The organism is Tabrizicola sp. T46, assembly GCF_057219895.1.
On sequence record NZ_JBXVVV010000001.1, the window covers coordinates 896,608 to 914,478 of the forward strand.

The window sequence follows — 17,871 nt, forward strand, 5'->3', positions numbered from 1 at the left end:
TCCTCCCGTTTGATGCGCATTGCTTGCCCGCTGCCGGTTCCCGGTCAGTGGGGTCTTACCCAAGGCGCCCGCGTGCGGCCGATCCGCATCACCAGCGACTTGATCTCCATGAATTCGTCCAGGCCGAAGCGGCCGATCTCGCGCCCCAAGCCCGATTGCTTGACGCCGCCGAAAGTAACCTCCGGGAAGCCGTCCATCCAGGTGTTGGTCCAGACCGTGCCGGCCTGAGCTCCGCGGGCGAAAGCGAGGCAGGTATGGACATTTTCGCTCCAGACCCCGGCGGAGAGGCCGTAGTCGGCGTCGTTCACGAGGGCGAGGGCCTCGTCGAGGGTGCGGAAGGTGAGGACGGTCAGGACCGGGCCGAAGACTTCGTCCCTCGCGATGGCCATGTCGGGGGTGACGTTGGTCACGACGGTCGGCTGGTAGAACTGGGGCCCGAGGCCGGGGACTTGCAGCGCCGCGCCGCCAAGCGCAACCCGCGCCCCGGCGGCGCGGGCGGCGGCGACGTAGCCGTCGATCTTCGCGCCATGCTCGGGCGTGACGATGGCCCCGACCTGCGTTGCGGGGTCGAGGGGATCGCCGAAGGCCACCTGCTTCGACAGCTCCACTACGCGGGCCGTGAAAGCCTCCGCGATGTCTTCATGAACGATTATTCGGCTACCGGAGTTGCAGCACTGGCCGACGTTGAAATAGACGCCGAAGACCACAGCATCGGCGGCGCTTTCAAGGTCGGCGTCCGGAAAGATCACCTGCGGGTTCTTGCCGCCAAGCTCCAGCGCAACCTTCTTCAGCGTGGCACTTGCCGCCGCCGCAATGCCGCGCCCGACGGCGGTGGAGCCGGTGAAGGTCACCATGTCCACGCGCGGGTCGGAAGCAAGGGTAGCGCCGACCGGCTGTCCGTGGCCGAGGACGATGTTGACGACGCCGGCGGGAAGCCCTGCCTCGGCAAGAAGCTCGCCAAGGATCACGGTGGTCGAGGGGGTCAGTTCGGACGGCTTCACCACGCAGGTGCAGCCCGCAGCGAGCGCGAAGGGGAGCTTCTGCGACAGGATCCAGAACGGGAAGTTCCAGGGCGTGATGATGGAGACAACGCCGATAGGTTCCTTCAGGACGACCGCCAGCATGTCCTCGCCCAGCGAGTTGTGGCTGTCCCCGTGCAGGGTGCGGGCCAGCGATGCCGCATAGCGCCAGAGATCTGCCGCCCCGCCGATCTCGCCCTGCGCCTGGGTGATGGGTTTGCCGGATTCGAGGGTCTCAAGCAGCGCCATGCGGTCGACATTGGCCTCGATCAGGTCGGCGACCTTCAGCAGCACGGTCGCGCGGGCCTTTCCGGAAAGGCGGCTCCAGCGCCCGTCGTCAAAGGCTGTGCGGGCGGCGGCGATCGCGGCCTCGGCCTCGGCCTTGCCGCCCCTGGCGGCGCGGCTGGCGACGATGCCGTGGGACGGCGAGAGGCGTTCGGTGACCGCGCCGTCGGCGCTGTCCTGCCAGTTGCCGTCGATCAGGTGGCGGGCATGGAAGGGGCTGGCCGGAAGGGCAGTGCCGGAGGCGGGGATCAGGGTGAATTCGGTCATCTCAGGTCCCCGGAAATTCTGGTTTGCGCTTGGCCCGGAAGGCGGCGACGCCCTCTTCCCGGTCGGCAGTGGCGGCGATGGCGGCCGAGCCGAGCGCCTCGATCATCGCGGCGGTGTCTTCACCTGCCCCGGCGTGGATCATCGCCTTGGCAATCTCGGTCGCGCGGGGCGATAGGGTGGCCGCACGTGCAATCTCGCGCGCGGCGGCGCGGGGATCGGCGGCAATCTCGGCGACGAAACCGGCGGCATAGAGGCGATCCGCGCCGATACGGCGGCCGAAGAGCGACATTTCCTTGAGCATCCCTTCCGGCAGAAGCCGGGCGAGGCGCTGGGTGCCGGACCAGCCGGGGACGATCCCGACCGCCGCCTCGGGCAGGGCAACTGTGGCACCGGGGGCGATCACGCGGATATCGCAGGCGGCGGCAAGCTCCAGCCCGCCACCGAAGGCGTGGCCGTTCAGCGCGGCGATGGTCGGCTTTGCGAGCCGCGCCAGGCGGTCGAACAGGCGATGCCCGCCGCGCACCCAGGTGCGGGCGAAGTCGGCGGGGGATAGCCCGCCCCAGGCGTTGATATCGGCCCCCGAGCAGAAGGCCTTTTCGCCTTCCCCGGTCACGATCACCGCGCGCACCTCAGGGCGGCCCTCGATGACCTCGAGATGGCCGGCCAGTTGGCCGAGCATGTCGACGGTGAAACAGTTCAGCTTGGCCGGGTTGTCCAGACGCAATTCGGCCAGGCCGTCTGCCATGTGAAGGCGTAAGCCGCTCATGGCTGCCACCCCATCGGGCCCTCGCCCAGGAGCGAGAGCGGCATGACGGTGGCGTTTTCGGCAAGCGCCACCCGGCCGCCTGAGGCGGCGACAATGTCGCGTGCGGGGTCGATGCCGGGCATGACCTCGGTCGCGACGAGGCCCGTTTCGGTCAGGCGGATGACGCAGCGTTCGGTGATGTACAGGACCTCTTGCCCCTGCGCGCGGGCGCGGTTGCCCGAGAAGGTGACGTGTTCGACCTTGTCGACGAGTTTGGCGAATTTGCCGGGTTGGGTCACGGAAAGTCCGGTCGGGGACAGCGCGATCTGGGCCGCAGCCTCGAACCAGCCGGAGAAGACGATCTTGCGGGCATGCGAGGTGATGTCGACAAAGCCACCGCAGCCGGCAGTGAGGTAGGGTTTCTTGCCGAGTTTGGAGACGTTGACGTTGCCCTCCACGTCGATCTCGAGGAACGACAGGAACGAGACGTCGAAGCCTGCCCCCTGGAAGTAGATGAACTGCTGTGGCGAAGGCACGTAGCCCCAGGCGTTCGAGGCGCAGCCGAAGGCAAAGCCGGTCAGGGGCATTCCGCCCACGGCACCCTGTTCGATGGCCCAGGTCACCGCTTCGGGATGGCCTTCCTCGAGGAGGATGCGGGGCACCATGGCGCTGATGCCGAAGCCGAGGTTGGCGGTCTGGCCGCCCTTCAGTTCCATCGCGGCGCGGCGGGCGATGACCTTTTCCACGCCATGCTCGGCCAGGGTAAAGGAGGACCAGGGCCGCATGATCTGGCCCGAGATGGCCGGATCATAGGGGGTTTCGCAGGTCTGCTTCTGGTCGGGGTCGACCACGATCAGGTCGACGAGGTGGCCGGGAACGCGGACGTCATGGGGCCGGAGCGAGCCCTTCGCGGTCACGCGGGACACCTGCGCGATGACCAGCCCGCCGTTGTTGCGCGCGGCGATGGCCTGTTCCAGCCCGCCCAGGTAGGCGCCTTCGTGTTCATAGGTCAGGTTTCCGTTTTCATCCGCCGTGGTGGCACGGAGGATGCAGACATCGGGCGCGATGTTCGGGAAGTGAAGCCAGGTAACCCCGCCGAACTCCACCCGCTTGACGATGGGCGCTGCCATGCCGCGCGCGTTCATCGCGCAGCCTTCGCGGATCGGGTCGGCAAAGGTGTCCATGCCGACCTTGGTCAGAACACCGGGACGGCGGGCGGCGACCTCGCGGTGCATGTCGAAGAGGATGCCGGAGGGGACGTTGTAGGCGGCGACGCGGTCCTCGACGATCATCTTCCAGATCTCGGGCATCGGCAGGTTCGAGGAACCCGACGGATAGGATCCGGCGAGGACACGGTCGAGAAGACCGTCCTGCGCGATCCAGTCCATGCCCTTGACGCCATACATGTCCCCGGCAGCGATGGGATGAAGCGTGGTGATCCGGCGGGGGTGACCTTCTGCACGGAAGCGGTCGCCCAGCGCCTTGAGCACCAGGTCGGGGCAGCCCAGTGCCGAGGAGGACGAGACCGTCACGACCGCACCATCCCCGATGCGCGCGACGGCTTCTTCCGGAGTGACGAGCTTGGTCATGCGGCCCTCCCGTAATCAACGGTCTGGCGGATGCCGGTGCGGGCGGCCTCGCGCACGGCAAGGGCGACGGCGAGGGAGGCGACGCCATCGCGCCCGGTTGCTGCCGGGTGGCCCCGTCCGGCAACCGCGCCGAGGAAATCCTGCAGGCCCTGGGCGTAAAGGTCGTGCGCTGGGAATGGGATCGTTTCGCGCCCTGCTGCGGTCACGAGTTCGATCTCGCCGACCGGGGCCTGGGTCATGACGCCACGGGCGAAGATGGAGCCAAGGGTGCCGTGAACCTCCAGTCCGCTGCCCGCGAAGGGGTGGGTGAAGCTTTCATGGCTTTGCACCATGGCGCCCGAGGGCATGATCCAGACCGAAATCGCGCTGTCCTCGACGCCCTGGCCGAGGCCCGAGGTGCCGGCCTGCGCCACCACTGTAACCGGGTCTTCGCCCAGGATGAAGCGGGCCACATCGGCGTCATGCACGGTGATGTCGGGGATGACGCCGCCCCCGGCCGAGGCGTCGTTGATCCGCCAACCCTGCAGCGACTGCGGCAGATGCACGGCGTGGAAGATGCGCATCGATAGCACCTTGCCGATGCTGCCATCGGCGACGAGGTCGCGGATCACACGGTGGCTGCCCGAGCAGCGCAGGTGGTGGTTGGTGGCAAGGACGAGACCCCGGCTTTCGGCAAGCGCCACCATCTCTGCCGCTTCAGCGGTGGTCATGGCGAGGGGTTTTTCACACAGGACGTGCTTGCCGGCCTTCAGCGCCGACATCGTCTGGACATAGTGCTTTTCGTTGGTGGACGAGATGTAGACGGCCCCGATCCCCGGAAGGCTGAGAAGGTCTTCAAGCTGGCTAAGGGCCACGTCGATGCCATGCGCTTGAGCGAACTCCTTGGCCCTTGCCTGCCGGGTGCTGGCGACGGCAGCGACCTGCCCGCCGGTGGCCCGGATTGCGCCGATCACATGCTGCGCTGCAATCGTGCTTGCCCCGATCAGGCCCCACCGCATCTGGCGCATCCCCCGTTTATGGAACGTTCCTAGTGATATTGGAACGTTCCATTTCCGTCAAGACGATTCCAGTGCGCCGACTACCGCAGGCGTCATATCCCGCTTCTGGTGATGATGGAGTCGGCCAGTGATTGGGCCGAGGGTGTGAGTTGCGTACCTGCCCGGGTGACGATGCTGAACGGAGCGACGGCCAGCGCAAGATCGACGGGCAGAGCGACGAAGGGCATGGATGGACTGCCTGAGAAGCTGTCCACGACCGGGGTCGCCAATGGGGCGATGCTGTCGGTCTGGTTCAGAACCGCAAGCGTGAACAGGAAAGACGAGGTCGCAATGCGCCGCCTTGGGACGGGCAACCGCAGGTCGGTGAGCCGCGCAAGGACCGTCTGGGTCAGAAGGGTGTCGTCGGTCCCCATGATCCATTCGTAGTGAAGCAGGTCATGTGGTGCGACCTTAGGCTTCAAGAGCAGAGGGTGCCCTCGCCGCACCGCGAGGGACAGGGGTTCGGCGGCGACAAGGCGCGCCTCAAGCAAGGTCTCGCTGGCGGGAAGCCTGGCGAGCGCGAAGTCGAGGCTGCCTTCACGAAGCTGGTTGCAGAGGATGGCAGAGGTCGCCACCGTCACTTCGACGCGGATGCCGGGGTGGGCCTCCTGCAGCTCGATGATTGCGGGCATGAGGAGGCTGAGGGCAGGTCCGGTCACCGCGCCGACCCGGATCGTCCCGGTCCGGCCGGTCGCCGCTTCGGCCAGTTCCCGCGCGGCGTCGGCGAGTTCGATCTGGATCCGGGCTGCCCTGCGGGCGAGGGCCTCACCGGCCGGAGTGAGGCGAAGCCCCCTTCCCTGCCGTTCATGGAGGCGAAAGCCAAGCAACTCTTCCATTTCTGCAAGAAGGCGTGAGGCAGCAGGCTGGGAAATCCCCAGGCGGTCGGCTCCAAGCCCAAGCCCGCCGGCATCGCCAAGCTCGGCCACCAGGCGCAGGTGCATTGGCTTCAGCTTGCGGAGGACGGCGGCGATGCCGGAAGGGTGCGAACTCATTTCATTTTGGGTATGATTTTCTTCCAAATGGATATTTGACAGATATGTCATCCGCAATCAATGTCCGGTCGGTCCGCTGGCAGGCACCAGGATGTCCTGCGCAGGCCGGATGCAAATAAGTCATCGGGAGGAAACAGATGATCTTAACCCGCCGCGGCCTCATGGCCCTTGCCGGCTCGACTGCTGCGCTTTCGGCCATGCCGCTTTTTGCCCAGGACAAGGGCACGATCGGTATCGCAATGCCGACCAAATCCTCGTCGCGCTGGATTTCGGACGGTGAATCGATGGTCGCGGCCTTCCAGGCGGCCGGCTATGCCACCGACCTGCAGTATGCCGAGGACGATATCCCTACCCAGCTGAACCAGATCGAGAACATGATCACCTCGGGCGTCAAGGCGCTGGTGATCGCGGCCATCGACGGGACCACGCTGTCGAACGCGCTGGACAACGCTGCCGCTCAAGGCATCAAGATCATCGCCTATGACCGGCTGATCCGTGACTCGGGCTCGGTCGACTATTATGCCACCTTCGACAACTTCAAGGTTGGCGTGCAGCAGGCGGAATCGCTGGTTGCGGGCCTGAAGGAGCGTTTCCCGGATGTGAAGCCGTGGAACGTCGAGCTCTTCGGCGGCTCGCCCGACGACAACAACGCCTTCTTCTTTTACAACGGCGCGATGAGCGTCCTGCAGCCGCTGATCGACGCGGGCGACATCGCCATTCCGTCGGGCCAGATGGGGATGGACGTGGTCGGCACGCTGCGCTGGGACGGCGCGGTGGCGCAGGCCCGGATGGACAACCTTCTGTCCTCGAACTACGGCGACAAGCAGCTGCACGGCGCGCTGTCGCCCTATGATGGCCTCTCCATCGGCATCCTGTCGTCGCTGAAGGGAGTCGGCTACGGCTCGGGCGACCTGAAGATGCCGATCGTCACCGGCCAGGACGCGGAAATCCCCAGCGTCAAGTCGATGATCGCGGGCGAGCAGTATTCGACCATCTTCAAGGACACCCGCGAGCTGGCCAAGGTCACCGTGGCCATGGTCGACGCGGTACTGTCGGGTGCCGAGCCGGAGATCAACGACACCACCACCTACGACAATGGCGTGAAGGTGGTTCCGTCCTACCTGCTGGAGCCCGTCTCGGTGAACATCTCGAACTACGAGGAGATCCTTGTCGGTTCGGGCTACTACACCGCCGACCAGCTGAAGTAAGCTGATCCGAAGCACCGGCCCGTGCGATGCCGCGCGGGCCGGTCGCCCTTCGGGAGGGGACATGTCGACACTTCTGGAAATGCGGGAGATCACCAAGGTCTTCCCCGGCGTGAAGGCGCTTGACCGTGTCAGCCTGACGGTCGAGGCCGGCGAAATCCATGCCATCTGCGGCGAAAATGGCGCAGGCAAATCCACGCTGATGAAGGTTCTGTCCGGCGTCTATCCACATGGCAGCTATGAGGGCGAAATCGTCTATGACGGCCAGCCCCTGCAGAACCGGTCGATCCGCGACAGTGAGGCAAAGGGCATCATCATCATCCATCAGGAACTTGCGCTGATCCCGCTGTTGTCGATCGCCGAGAACCTGTTCATGGGCAACGAGGTTGCGACCAACGGGGTCATCTCCTGGCCGCTGGCGATGCAGAAGACGGGCACGCTTCTGCGCCAGGTCGGCCTGAACGAACCCCCCAGCGCCGTCGTCGGAAAGCTGGGCGTCGGCAAGCAGCAGTTGATCGAGATCGCCAAGGCGCTGTCGAAGAACGTGCGCCTCTTGATCCTCGACGAACCCACCGCTGCCTTGCAGGAAGCAGACGCCGACCGCCTTCTGGACCTGATGCTGGAACTGAAGGCCAAGGGCGTCACGCAGATCATCATCAGCCACAAGCTGAACGAGATTTCCCGCGTTGCCGACCGGATCACGGTGATCCGCGACGGCACCTCGGTCTCGACGCTGTCGAAGTCCGAGATTTCCGAGGACCGGATCATCCGCGACATGGTGGGCCGGGACATGGAGCACCGTTATCCGGACCGTGTCCCCAATCCGGGCGAATTGCTTTTCGAACTGGAGGACTGGTCCTGCTGGCACCCGGAACAGGCCGGGCGGCAGATGATCAAGGGCGTTTCCCTGAACGTCCGCAAAGGCGAGATCGTCGGGATCGCGGGGCTGATGGGCACGGGGCGGACCGAGCTTGCCATGTCAGTCTTCGGACGCAGCTATGGCAAGGGCCATTCGGGCACGGTGAAAATGCACGGCAAAGCCGTCGACGTCTCAACCGTGACGAAGGCGATCGACGCCGGGATTTCCTACGTGACCGAGGACCGCAAGGTGCTGGGCCTGATCCTGGAAGAGCCGATCCTGAAGAACATCAGCCTGGCGAACCTTTTCGGGATCGCGAAGAACTCGATCCTCGACAAGCGGCGCGAGGCTCAGGTGGCAGAAAGCTACCGCAAGCAGCTTGCGATCCGCACCCCTGGCGTCCAGCAGAAGGTGGTCAACCTGTCGGGCGGGAACCAGCAGAAGGTCGTCCTGTCGAAGTGGCTGTTCACCGACCCCGAACTTCTGATCCTGGACGAACCCACCCGCGGCATCGACGTGGGCGCGAAGTTCGAAATCTACACGATCATGAAGGACCTGGCCGAGCAGGGCCGCGGCGTCCTGATGATCTCGTCGGAAATGCCCGAGCTTCTGGGCATGTGCGACCGCATCTACGTGATGAACGAGGGCCGGATCGTGGGCGAGCTGTCCCGGGCGGAGGCGAGCCAGGAGAGGATCATGGCCCTGATCGTCAAGGACAACAACAAGAGCGGCGGCAAGACCACGGGGAAGGTGGCGTGAATGGCTGACAAGAAGAATTCCCTCGGCAACCATCTGCGCGAGAACGGCATGTTGCTTGCGCTGGTCGCAATCGTGGCGCTGTTTTCGCTGCTGGTGGGCCTGCAAGGCAAACCGATGTTCCTGCAGGCCCCGAACATCACCAACATCTTCCTGCAGAACGGCCACGTGATCATCCTCGCACTCGGGATGCTGTTGATCATCGTCGCTGGGCACATCGACCTTTCGGTGGGCTCGGTCGCCGCCTTCACCGGGGCCGTCGCCGCCTATCTGACTGTGGAACTCGAGTTGCCAATCGCGGTCGTGATACCCCTGACGCTCATCGTCGGCGGGCTGATCGGGGCAGCGCAGGGCTACTGGGTCGCCTATTGGCGCATTCCGTCATTCATCGTCACCCTGGCCGGGATGCTGGTCTTCCGCGGAGCGACTTTGTGGCTGCTGGGCGGGCAGAACATCGGCCCCTTCCCAAAGGAATTCCAGGCGATGTCCTCGGGCTTCATTCCCGATCTTACCGGTCTGGAAAAACCCCACGGCCTGACGCTGATCGTCACCGCCATCGCCATCGGCGTGGTGATCTGGATCGGCCTGCGGTCCCGCGCAAGGGATGCCGAGTTCGGCATCGCGCCCGAACCTGCGGGCCTTTTCTGGGGCCGCACACTGATCATCTCGGCAGCGATGGCTTTCGTCGGCTGGCAGTTGGCAAGCTTCCGGGGACTTCCGAACGTACTGGTCGTCCTTGCCGTCCTGATCATCCTCTACGCCTTCTTCACCGAGAACACCGTACAGGGCCGCCGGATTTATGCTGTCGGCGGCAACGAGAAGGCCGCCAAGCTGTCCGGCATCCGGACGGAGCGGCTGGTATTCTTCTGCTTTGTCAACATGGGCGTCCTGGCAGCGCTGGCCGGAATGATGGTGACGGCGCGCCTGAATTCAGCCACCCCGAAGGCGGGGACGGGATTCGAGCTGGACGCGATCGCCGCCGTCTTCATCGGCGGGGCGGCGATGGCGGGCGGGTCCGGAACGATCATCGGGGTGGTGATCGGCGCGCTGATCATGGGGGTGATGAACATGGGGATGTCGATCCTGGGGATCGGCATCGACTACCAGCAGATGATCAAGGGGCTGGTGCTTCTCGCTGCCGTGATCTTCGACGTCTACAACAAGAACAAGTGAGACAATCGATGCACCTATCCACCGTCAAGGGCGTCGGCCCGGTCGTACGCATGGGGACGGAAGCCCGGGCGCTGCGCAATACCGCTTCAGTCTACGACCTTGCCGCTGAGGCGATCCGTGCGGGGCATGGCCTGGCGGCCGAGATCGAGAAGCGCGGGCTTGGCGAGACTGTCGACCTTGCCCGTGCGACCTTCGATCTCCCCGTAAGCCACCCCGACCCGGCGCATCTTCACCTGACGGGAACCGGTCTGACCCATCTCGGGTCGGCCTCCGCCCGCGACGCGATGCATGCGAAGCTTGCTGGTGCAGAGACCCTGACCGACAGCATGAAGATGTTCCGAATGGGTCTTGACGGCGGGCGTCCCGCTGCAGGCGAGGTCGGTGCACAGCCCGAATGGTTCTACAAGGGCAATGGTCATGCCGCCGTCGCCCCGGGTGATGCCCTCGAGGCGCCCGGTTTTGCCGAGGATGGCGGCGAAGAGCCGGAGATCGCGGGCATCTACCTTATCGGGCCCGACGGCAGTCCGCACCGGATCGGCTGGGCCCTGGGCAACGAGTTTTCGGACCATGTGACGGAACGGGTGAACTATCTTTGGCTCGCCCATTCAAAGCTGCGGGTTGCATCCTTCGGGCCCGAGATCCTTGTGGGTGACCTTCCATCGGACCTGCGCGGCCAAAGCCGCATCCTGCGGGGAGGAAAGGTGCTGTGGGAGAAACCCTTCCTCTCTGGCGAGGCCAACATGTCCCACACGCTGGCGAACCTGGAGCATCACCATTTCAAGTATGCGATCTTCCGGCAGCCCGGCGACCTGCACGTGCACTACTTCGGCACCGCCACGCTGTCCTTCGCCGACGGCATCAAGACCGAAGAGGGCGACATGTTCGAGATCGAGGTGCCGGATTTCGGCCAGCCGCTTCGCAACACCCTGACCTTTGCGCCAAGGTCTTCCGGCGCGACCCGCGTTCACGCATTGTAAGGAGCCAGTGATGACCAAGTTCAAGCCCGCCCCCTGGCCCCGCAAGCTAAGGTCGCAGGAATGGTTCGGTGGCATGTCGAAGGACGCCATCTACCATCGCGGCTGGATGAAGAACCAGGGCCTCCCCGCCGACCTCTTCGACGGGCGCCCGGTGATCGGCATCCTGGACACCTTCTCGGAACTCAACCCCTGCAACGCCCATTCCCGCGACCTGGCCGAGAGGGTGAAGCACGGCGTCTACGAGGCTGGCGGCTTTCCGGTCATCGTTCCGGTGTTTTCCGTCAGCGAGTCCGGCTTCCGGCCCACCGCAATGATGTTCCGGAACCTTGCCGCGATGGCGGTCGAGGAAACCATCCGCGGCCAGCAGATGGATGGCGTCGTCTGCATCGTGGGTTGCGACAAGACCACACCGTCGCTTCTGATGGGGGCTGCCTCGGTCGACCTGCCGACGATCATGGTCTCTGGCGGGCCGATGCTGAACGGCTATTTCCGGGGCGAGCGCGTCGGGTCGGGCACGCATCTGTGGAAGTTCAGCGAAGCGGTGAAGGCCGGCAAGATGACGGCGGAAGAGTTCGTCGAGGCGGAAGCGTCGATGTCCCGTTCCCCCGGGTCGTGCAACACCATGGGCACGGCTTCGACGATGGCAAGCATGGCCGAGGCGCTGGGGATGACGCTTTCGGGCAATGCCGCGATCCCGGCGGTGGATAGCCGCCGACGCGTAATGGCGCAGCTGACGGGACGACGGATCGTCCAGATGGTGAAGGACGACCTGAAACCGTCCGACATCCTGACCCGTGAAGCCTTTCAGAACGCAATCCGCACCAATGCGGCGATCGGCGGGTCGACCAACGCGGTGATCCACATCCTTGCCATCGCGGGGCGCTGCGGGATCGACCTCACGCTCAACGACTGGGACGAATGGGGACGGAACGTGCCGACCATCGTCAACCTGATGCCCTCGGGCAAATACCTGATGGAAGAGTTCTTCTATGCCGGCGGGCTGCCCGCTGTCCTCAAGCGGCTCGGCGAGGCGGGGCTACTGAACAAGGACGCGCTGACCGTGTCGGGCGGGCCGATCTGGGACGAGGTGAAGGACGCCCGCATCGACAACGACGACGTCATCCTTCCTGCCGAAAAGGCGTTGACCCAGTCGGGCGGGATCGTGGTGATCAAGGGCAACCTCGCGCCCGACGGGGCGGTCCTGAAACCCTCGGCCGCAACGCCCGCGCTGATGACGCACCGGGGGCGTGCGGTGGTGTTCGAGGACATCGACGACTACAAGGCGAAGATCAACGACGAGGATCTGGATATCGACGAGACCTGCGTGATGGTCCTGAAGAACTGCGGCCCGCGCGGCTATCCGGGAATGGCCGAGGTCGGCAACATGGGTCTGCCGCCCAAGGTCCTGCGCAAGGGGATCACCGACATGGTCCGTATCAGTGACGCGCGGATGTCGGGCACCGCCTATGGCACGGTGGTCCTGCATACCAGCCCCGAAGCTGCGCGCGGCGGGCCGCTGGCGGTGGTGAAGAACGGTGACATAATCGAGCTTGACGTGCCGAACCGCCGCCTGCACCTGGACATCCCGGACGAGGAGCTGAAGGCCCGGCTTGCCGCCTGGAAACCTGCGGTGGAACCGCCGGGGTCCGGCTATGCCAAGCTTTACCATGACCATGTGCAAGGTGCGGACAAGGGGGCGGACATGGACTTTCTCGTCGGCTGCCGTGGCAATGCGGTCGGCCGGGAGAGTCACTGATGGCCACGAAGACGAAGGTGGCGCTGGTCGGGATCGGGAAGATCGCCCTCGACCAGCATGTCCCCGCGCTGGCCGCCTCGGCCGACTGGGAACTGGCCGCGACGGTCAGCCGCAAGGGACAGGTGCCGGGCGTGCCCGCCTTCACCGACTTCGCCGCCTTCCTCGCCGAGCGGCCCGACGTCCCCGTCGTTTCGCTTTGCCTGCCGCCGGTGCCGCGCTTCGATTATGCCGAGGCGGCACTAGTGGCCGGGCGGCATGTGATGCTGGAAAAGCCGCCAGGCGCTACGCTGGCCGAGGTGCATGCCCTTGAAGCCCTGGCGCGCGAAAGGGGGCTGAGCCTTTACGCAACCTGGCACAGCCGCATGGCCCACTCTGTAGCGCCGGCGAAAGCCTGGCTGAAGGACAAGACCGTAAAGAAGGCACACATTACCTGGCGCGAGGATGTCCGGAAATGGCACCCCGGCCAGGACTGGGTGTTCGAGCCCGGCGGGATGGGTGTCTTCGATCCGGGCATCAACGCGCTTTCCATCCTGACCGAGATCCTGCCCCGGTCCGTGCACCTGACCAAGGCGCGGCTGGAGTTTCCGGCGAACCGTCAGACACCCATCGCCGCGCAACTGACCTTCTCGGGCCAGGTCACAGCAGACTTCGACTGGCGTCAGGAGGGGCCGCAGACCTGGGATATCGAGGTCAGCACCGACCGGGGCGCGCTGGCCCTTCGGATGGGGGGCAACCTTCTGGAAATCGACGGCAAGCCTCAAGGCGGTGAGAATACGATAATGGGCGAATACCCTGCCCTTTACGCGAGGATGGCCGAACTGGTCCGCAGCGGCGCATCGGAGGTGGACCTTGCCCCCATGGTCCATGTCGCAGATGCCCTGACGCTGGGCGAGCGGGTGATCACGGACGCCTTCGATTTCTGACAGGGAGACCTCCATGCTGACCGGCAAGCACCTGATCGCGGGGGACTGGATCGAGAGCGATCAGACCTTCGCCTCTTCCCCGGCCCACGGACCCTCGCACCGCTTTCCGGTCGGCACGCCGGCGCATGTCGCAGCCGCCTGCGAGGCCGCCGAGGCCGCCTTTCCGGCCTATGCCGCGAAGACCCGTGCCGAGCGTGCGGCCTTCCTGATCCGTATCGCCCAGGAGATCGAGGCGCGGGGGCCGGAGATTACCGAGGTCGGCACGCAGGAAACCGGCCTTCCCGTCGCCCGTCTGGAAGGCGAACGCGGCCGCACCACGATGCAGCTGCGTCTTTTCGCGGCCCATATCCTGAAGAACGACTGGCTTGACCGTCGGCACGACCCAGCCATGCCCGACCGCCAGCCCCTGCCCCGCCCGGACCTGAAGTTGATCCAGCGCCCCATCGGCCCGGTTGCCGTCTTTGGTGCCTCCAACTTTCCGCTGGCCTTCTCCACCGCCGGGGGCGACACGGCCAGCGCGCTTGCCGCCGGGTGTCCGGTCGTGGTGAAGGGTCACTCGGCCCATCCGGGGACCGGCGAGATCGTGGCCCAGGCCATCGACGCGGCGATCAGGGCTACCAGCATGCCGGCGGGCACCTTCTCGCTGGTGCAGGGCGGCAAGCGCGACGTCGGCGAAGCGCTGGTTCAGCATCCGCACATCAGGGCTGTGGGGTTCACCGGATCGCTTGCCGGTGGCCGGGCACTGTTCGACCTGTGTGCCGCGCGGCCCGAGCCGATCCCCTTCTTTGGCGAGCTTGGCTCGGTCAACCCGATGTTCCTTCTGCCCGCAGCCCTTGCCGCGCGCGGGGAGGCCATCGCCAAAGGGTGGGCCGGGTCACTGACCCTTGGCGCGGGCCAGTTCTGCACCAATCCGGGGATCGCCGTGGTGATCGATGGCCCAGACGCCGACGCATTTGTCGCCGCAGCAAAGGATGCGGTCGGGGCGGTCGGGGCGCAGACCATGCTGACCGATGGCATTGCCGAGGCCTTCCGCACCGGTCGAGACCGGGTTGCGGCCGGGACGGGCGTGCGCGCGGTCCTGACCACCACCTGCGATATGCGGAATGCGACGCCCTATCTGTTCGAAGTCTCCGGCGTTGACTGGCTGGCCGACCACATGCTGGCCGAAGAGGTCTTTGGCCCGCTGGGCCTGATTGTCCGCGTCCGCCATGCTGCCGAGATGCAGGACATCGCCCGCAGCCTGCAGGGCCAGCTGACCTGCACTCTTCACCTTGACGAGCCTGACATGGACCTTGCCCGATCGCTGATGCCGGTCCTGGAGCGCAAGGCGGGCCGGGTGCTGGCCAACGGTTTTCCGACCGGGGTCGAGGTGGTGGATGCGCAGGTCCATGGCGGGCCATATCCGGCTTCGACCAACTTCGGGGCGACCTCGGTCGGGACGATGTCGATCCGCCGCTGGCTGCGCCCGGTTGCCTACCAGAACATGCCGGACGCCCTGCTGCCGCGGGACTGGGCCGGGTAACCGCCGGAGGAGAAAAGCATGGCGACTGTCGCCGGCATCGGACAGATCGGCGGGGCGGACGTGCATCGGGTCACGTTGTCCGGCCCACGGGGCCTCCATCTGTCACTTCTGACCTGGGGCGCTCGGGTGGCCGAGCTTTGGGTTCCCGACCGCAACGGCGTTTTGGCCGATGTGGTGCTGGGGCACGACAGTCTGGCGGATTGGCAAGCGCATGGCCGGTATGTCGGCGCTGTCTGCGGACGCTATGCGAACCGCATCGGGGGCGGCAGATTCATACTGGACGGGCGCCAGGTGCAGGTCGACCGGAACGAGGGCGCAAATCACCTGCACGGAGGGGCAGAGGGGTTCGACCTGAAAGTCTGGCGGATCGAAAGCCACTCCGACCGCCATGTAACCTTCGTGACCACCTCGCCGGATGGCGAGATGGGATATCCCGGCACGCTTGGCGCGCGGGCGACCTACCAGATCACCGACGACGGGATGGAGATCGAGATGGATGCGACAACCGACGCGCCGACGGTCGTCAACATGGTGAACCACGCGTATTTCAACCTTGCCGGACAGGGCAGCGGGGATGTGATGGGGCACTGCCTGCAGATCGGGGCCGACTTTTACCTGCCAGTGGATTCCGAGCAGATCCCGACGGGCGAGGTTCTGGGCGTTGCGGGCACGGCGTTCGACTTCCGCCAGCCGCGCCTCATCGGTGACAGGCTTCCCGGAGCCGGGGCTTTCGACCACAACTTCTGCCTCTCGGAGCCGTTGGGCAAGGACGGTCTCAGGCCCTGCCTCGTCGCGTCCGATCCCGTCTCGGGCCGCTGCCTGCGGCTGAGCACCAGCGAGCCCGGGGTTCAGCTTTACACGGGCGTGCATTTCGCGGGCGCACCGGGCAAGGCCGGTGCCACATACCGGCGCTTTGCGGGCTTCGCAGTCGAAACCCAGCGGTTTCCCGATTCTCCCAACAAGCCGCATTTTCCATCGCCACGCCTGGCGCCCGGGGACCGCTATCTTCACCGGATGCGGCTGGACTTTACGCCTGCCTGACCCGCCACGCGTATCGGAACCTGGTCAGCAGGGGCGTGCCGTGGCATTCGCGGGGCCAGATATCCGTTCGCTGGGCGCTGCATTTCTGCGCTGCGGCAAGTCAGACCGCAGAAGATATGTGCAAGTCGCGCCGAAATTCGGACTGGCAGGTCTTCAGGTCCCGATCGGGTTGATCGGGGAGACGAATCTGCTCAGCTAACGGTGTCTTGCACGGCGCGTGCCGCCCCAAGGCAGGCAGAGGCCCGCCGCCCCTGCACCCGAACCAACAACAACGTGCTGCTCTGCGGCCGGTTGCTCTGCCATGTGCGGGCGGCCACAGGGGGACCTATAGGAGAGTGAAGATGAGACTGTCACGGCGCACGCTTCTGGCTTCCGGCATGGCTGCCCTTGCCCTTCCCCGCGCAACCTTTGCGCAGGCCGAAACGATCAAGGTCGGTGTGCTCCATTCGCTGTCGGGCACGATGGCGATTTCCGAGACGACCCTGAAAGACACCATGCTCATGCTGATCGAGGCGCAGAACGCCAAGGGCGGTCTTCTGGGCAAGCAGCTTGAGGCGGTGGTCGTCGACCCGGCCTCGGACTGGCCGCTCTTCGCCGAAAAGGCGCGCGAGCTTCTGACCGTGTCGAACGTCGACGTGATGTTCGGCTGCTGGACCTCCGTGTCCCGCAAGTCGGTGCTGCCGGTGATCGAGGAACTGAACGGCCTGCTCTTCTACCCCGTCCAGTACGAGGGCGAGGAATCGTCGAAGAACGTGTTCTACACCGGGGCAGCGCCGAACCAGCAGGCGATCCCGGCGGTGGACTATTACCTCAACGAGCTTGGGATCGAGAAGTTCGCGCTTCTGGGGACCGACTACGTCTATCCGCGCACCACGAACAACATCCTTGAGGCCTATCTGCAGCAGAAGGGGATCGCCAAGGAAGACATCTTCGTCAACTACACGCCCTTCGGCCATTCGGACTGGTCGAAGATCGTGGCCGACGTGGTGGCCCTTGGTGCTGACGGCAAGAAGGTCGGCGTGATCTCGACGATCAACGGCGATGCGAACATCGGTTTCTACAAGGAACTGGCCGCCGCCGGTGTCACCGCCGACACGCTGCCTGTCGTCGCCTTCTCGGTCGGCGAGGAAGAGCTTTCGGGCCTCGATACCACCAACCTCGCCGGTCACCTTGCGGCCTGGAACTACTTCATGTCGGCCGACACACCGGAGAACGCGGCCTTCATCGCGGCCTGGAAGGCCTTCATCAAGGACGACGCGCGCGTCACCAACGACCCGATGGAAGCCCATTACATCGGCTTCAACATGTGGGTGAACGCGGTGACCGAGGCCGGGACCACCGATGTCGACGCCGTGCGCGAAAAGATGTGGGGCCAGAAGTTCCCGAACCTGACCGGGGGCATCGCCGAGATGCTGCCGAACCACCACCTCACCAAGCCCGTGCTGATCGGCGAAATCCGCGCCGACGGCCAGTTCGACATCATCAGCCAGACCGAGCCGGTTCCCGGCGACGCCTGGACCGACTTCCTGCCGGAATCGGCGGTGCTGGAATCGAACTGGCGCGACCTGCAGTGCGGCATGTTCAACACGCAGACCAACACCTGCGTGCAGCTGACCTCGAACTACTAGGTCAACCAACCAGGCACCGCCCCTTTTCATCGGGGGCGGGGGCGGGGGCAAGACCCCCGCCCGTGCCCGGCACCTCATCTCCCTTCATTTCCGGAAG

14 protein-coding genes are annotated in these 17,871 nt (G+C 65.4%); 9 read left to right on the top strand and 5 right to left on the bottom strand.

Annotation, left to right across the window (positions count from 1 at the left end; translation table 11 throughout):
* Positions 1–44: 44 nt before the first annotated feature.
* The 5 genes from AC2D9V_RS04550 to AC2D9V_RS04570 all read right to left on the bottom strand — a co-directional run bounded on the left by AC2D9V_RS04550 (position 45) and on the right by AC2D9V_RS04570 (position 5,934).
* Positions 45–1,571: an aldehyde dehydrogenase family protein gene (locus AC2D9V_RS04550; RefSeq protein ID WP_484712842.1), complete on the bottom strand. Its 1,527-nt coding sequence runs from the start codon at positions 1,569–1,571 to the stop codon at positions 45–47.
* A gap of 1 nt (position 1,572) precedes the next feature.
* Positions 1,573–2,337 carry an enoyl-CoA hydratase/isomerase family protein gene (locus AC2D9V_RS04555; RefSeq protein ID WP_484712843.1) on the bottom strand — a complete coding sequence of 255 codons (765 nt, stop codon included), beginning with the start codon at positions 2,335–2,337 and terminating at the stop codon, positions 1,573–1,575.
* Positions 2,334–3,905: an acyl CoA:acetate/3-ketoacid CoA transferase gene (locus AC2D9V_RS04560; RefSeq protein WP_484712844.1), complete on the bottom strand. Its 1,572-nt coding sequence runs from the start codon at positions 3,903–3,905 to the stop codon at positions 2,334–2,336. Before AC2D9V_RS04560 ends, AC2D9V_RS04555 begins: the two co-directional genes overlap by 4 nt.
* Positions 3,902–4,912, bottom strand: a complete 1,011-nt coding sequence (locus tag AC2D9V_RS04565; protein WP_484712845.1) for a Gfo/Idh/MocA family protein — start codon at positions 4,910–4,912, stop codon at positions 3,902–3,904. Before AC2D9V_RS04565 ends, AC2D9V_RS04560 begins: the two co-directional genes overlap by 4 nt.
* Before the next feature lie 83 nt (positions 4,913–4,995).
* Positions 4,996–5,934 carry a LysR family transcriptional regulator gene (locus AC2D9V_RS04570; RefSeq protein ID WP_484712846.1) on the bottom strand — a complete coding sequence of 313 codons (939 nt, stop codon included), beginning with the start codon at positions 5,932–5,934 and terminating at the stop codon, positions 4,996–4,998.
* Positions 5,935–6,095: 161 nt separating this feature from the next.
* On the opposite strand from AC2D9V_RS04570, the gene chvE reads away from it, so the two are divergent.
* From chvE to urtA, 9 genes are all read left to right on the top strand, one after another.
* Positions 6,096–7,142 carry a multiple monosaccharide ABC transporter substrate-binding protein gene (gene chvE / locus AC2D9V_RS04575; protein WP_484713406.1) on the top strand — a complete coding sequence of 349 codons (1,047 nt, stop codon included), beginning with the start codon at positions 6,096–6,098 and terminating at the stop codon, positions 7,140–7,142.
* A 61-nt stretch (positions 7,143–7,203) separates the two neighbouring features.
* Positions 7,204–8,757, top strand: a complete 1,554-nt coding sequence (mmsA, locus tag AC2D9V_RS04580; RefSeq protein ID WP_484712847.1) for a multiple monosaccharide ABC transporter ATP-binding protein — start codon at positions 7,204–7,206, stop codon at positions 8,755–8,757.
* On the top strand, positions 8,758–9,927 hold the full coding sequence (gene mmsB / locus AC2D9V_RS04585; protein ID WP_484712848.1) for a multiple monosaccharide ABC transporter permease: 1,170 nt from the start codon (positions 8,758–8,760) through the stop codon (positions 9,925–9,927).
* A gap of 8 nt (positions 9,928–9,935) precedes the next feature.
* Positions 9,936–10,904: an AraD1 family protein gene (gene araD1, locus AC2D9V_RS04590; RefSeq protein ID WP_484712849.1), complete on the top strand. Its 969-nt coding sequence runs from the start codon at positions 9,936–9,938 to the stop codon at positions 10,902–10,904.
* A 10-nt stretch (positions 10,905–10,914) separates the two neighbouring features.
* Positions 10,915–12,660 (top strand): L-arabinonate dehydratase, encoded by a 1,746-nt coding sequence (araD, locus tag AC2D9V_RS04595; RefSeq protein ID WP_484712850.1) that lies wholly within the window; start codon positions 10,915–10,917, stop codon positions 12,658–12,660.
* A complete protein-coding gene (locus AC2D9V_RS04600) occupies positions 12,660–13,583 on the top strand; it encodes a Gfo/Idh/MocA family protein (RefSeq protein ID WP_484712851.1) in 924 nt (307 codons plus the stop codon). Before araD ends, AC2D9V_RS04600 begins: the two co-directional genes overlap by 1 nt.
* A 13-nt stretch (positions 13,584–13,596) precedes the next feature.
* Positions 13,597–15,105, top strand: coding sequence for an aldehyde dehydrogenase (NADP(+)) (locus tag AC2D9V_RS04605; protein WP_484712852.1), 1,509 nt, complete (start codon positions 13,597–13,599; stop codon positions 15,103–15,105).
* A gap of 18 nt (positions 15,106–15,123) precedes the next feature.
* Positions 15,124–16,146: an aldose epimerase family protein gene (locus AC2D9V_RS04610; protein WP_484712853.1), complete on the top strand. Its 1,023-nt coding sequence runs from the start codon at positions 15,124–15,126 to the stop codon at positions 16,144–16,146.
* A gap of 377 nt (positions 16,147–16,523) precedes the next feature.
* Positions 16,524–17,774, top strand: coding sequence for an urea ABC transporter substrate-binding protein (urtA, locus tag AC2D9V_RS04615; protein WP_484713407.1), 1,251 nt, complete (start codon positions 16,524–16,526; stop codon positions 17,772–17,774).
* The last annotated feature ends 97 nt before the right edge of the window (positions 17,775–17,871 follow it).

Bases quoted from the DNA above. Each gene is read 5' to 3' on its own strand.
- AC2D9V_RS04605 (WP_484712852.1), top strand. From the start codon at position 13,597: ATGCTGACCGGCAAGCACCTGATCGCGGGGGACTGGATCGAGAGCGAT.
- AC2D9V_RS04550 (WP_484712842.1), bottom strand. From the start codon at position 1,571: ATGACCGAATTCACCCTGATCCCCGCCTCCGGCACTGCCCTTCCGGCC.
- AC2D9V_RS04600 (WP_484712851.1), top strand. From the start codon at position 12,660: ATGGCCACGAAGACGAAGGTGGCGCTGGTCGGGATCGGGAAGATCGCC.
- AC2D9V_RS04560 (WP_484712844.1), bottom strand. From the start codon at position 3,905: ATGACCAAGCTCGTCACTCCGGAAGAAGCCGTCGCGCGCATCGGGGAT.
- araD (WP_484712850.1), top strand. From the start codon at position 10,915: ATGACCAAGTTCAAGCCCGCCCCCTGGCCCCGCAAGCTAAGGTCGCAG.
- AC2D9V_RS04555 (WP_484712843.1), bottom strand. From the start codon at position 2,337: ATGAGCGGCTTACGCCTTCACATGGCAGACGGCCTGGCCGAATTGCGT.
- mmsB (WP_484712848.1), top strand. From the start codon at position 8,758: ATGGCTGACAAGAAGAATTCCCTCGGCAACCATCTGCGCGAGAACGGC.
- AC2D9V_RS04570 (WP_484712846.1), bottom strand. From the start codon at position 5,934: ATGAGTTCGCACCCTTCCGGCATCGCCGCCGTCCTCCGCAAGCTGAAG.
- chvE (WP_484713406.1), top strand. From the start codon at position 6,096: ATGGCCCTTGCCGGCTCGACTGCTGCGCTTTCGGCCATGCCGCTTTTT.
- araD1 (WP_484712849.1), top strand. From the start codon at position 9,936: ATGCACCTATCCACCGTCAAGGGCGTCGGCCCGGTCGTACGCATGGGG.
- AC2D9V_RS04565 (WP_484712845.1), bottom strand. From the start codon at position 4,912: ATGCGCCAGATGCGGTGGGGCCTGATCGGGGCAAGCACGATTGCAGCG.
- AC2D9V_RS04610 (WP_484712853.1), top strand. From the start codon at position 15,124: ATGGCGACTGTCGCCGGCATCGGACAGATCGGCGGGGCGGACGTGCAT.
- mmsA (WP_484712847.1), top strand. From the start codon at position 7,204: ATGTCGACACTTCTGGAAATGCGGGAGATCACCAAGGTCTTCCCCGGC.
- urtA (WP_484713407.1), top strand. From the start codon at position 16,524: ATGGCTGCCCTTGCCCTTCCCCGCGCAACCTTTGCGCAGGCCGAAACG.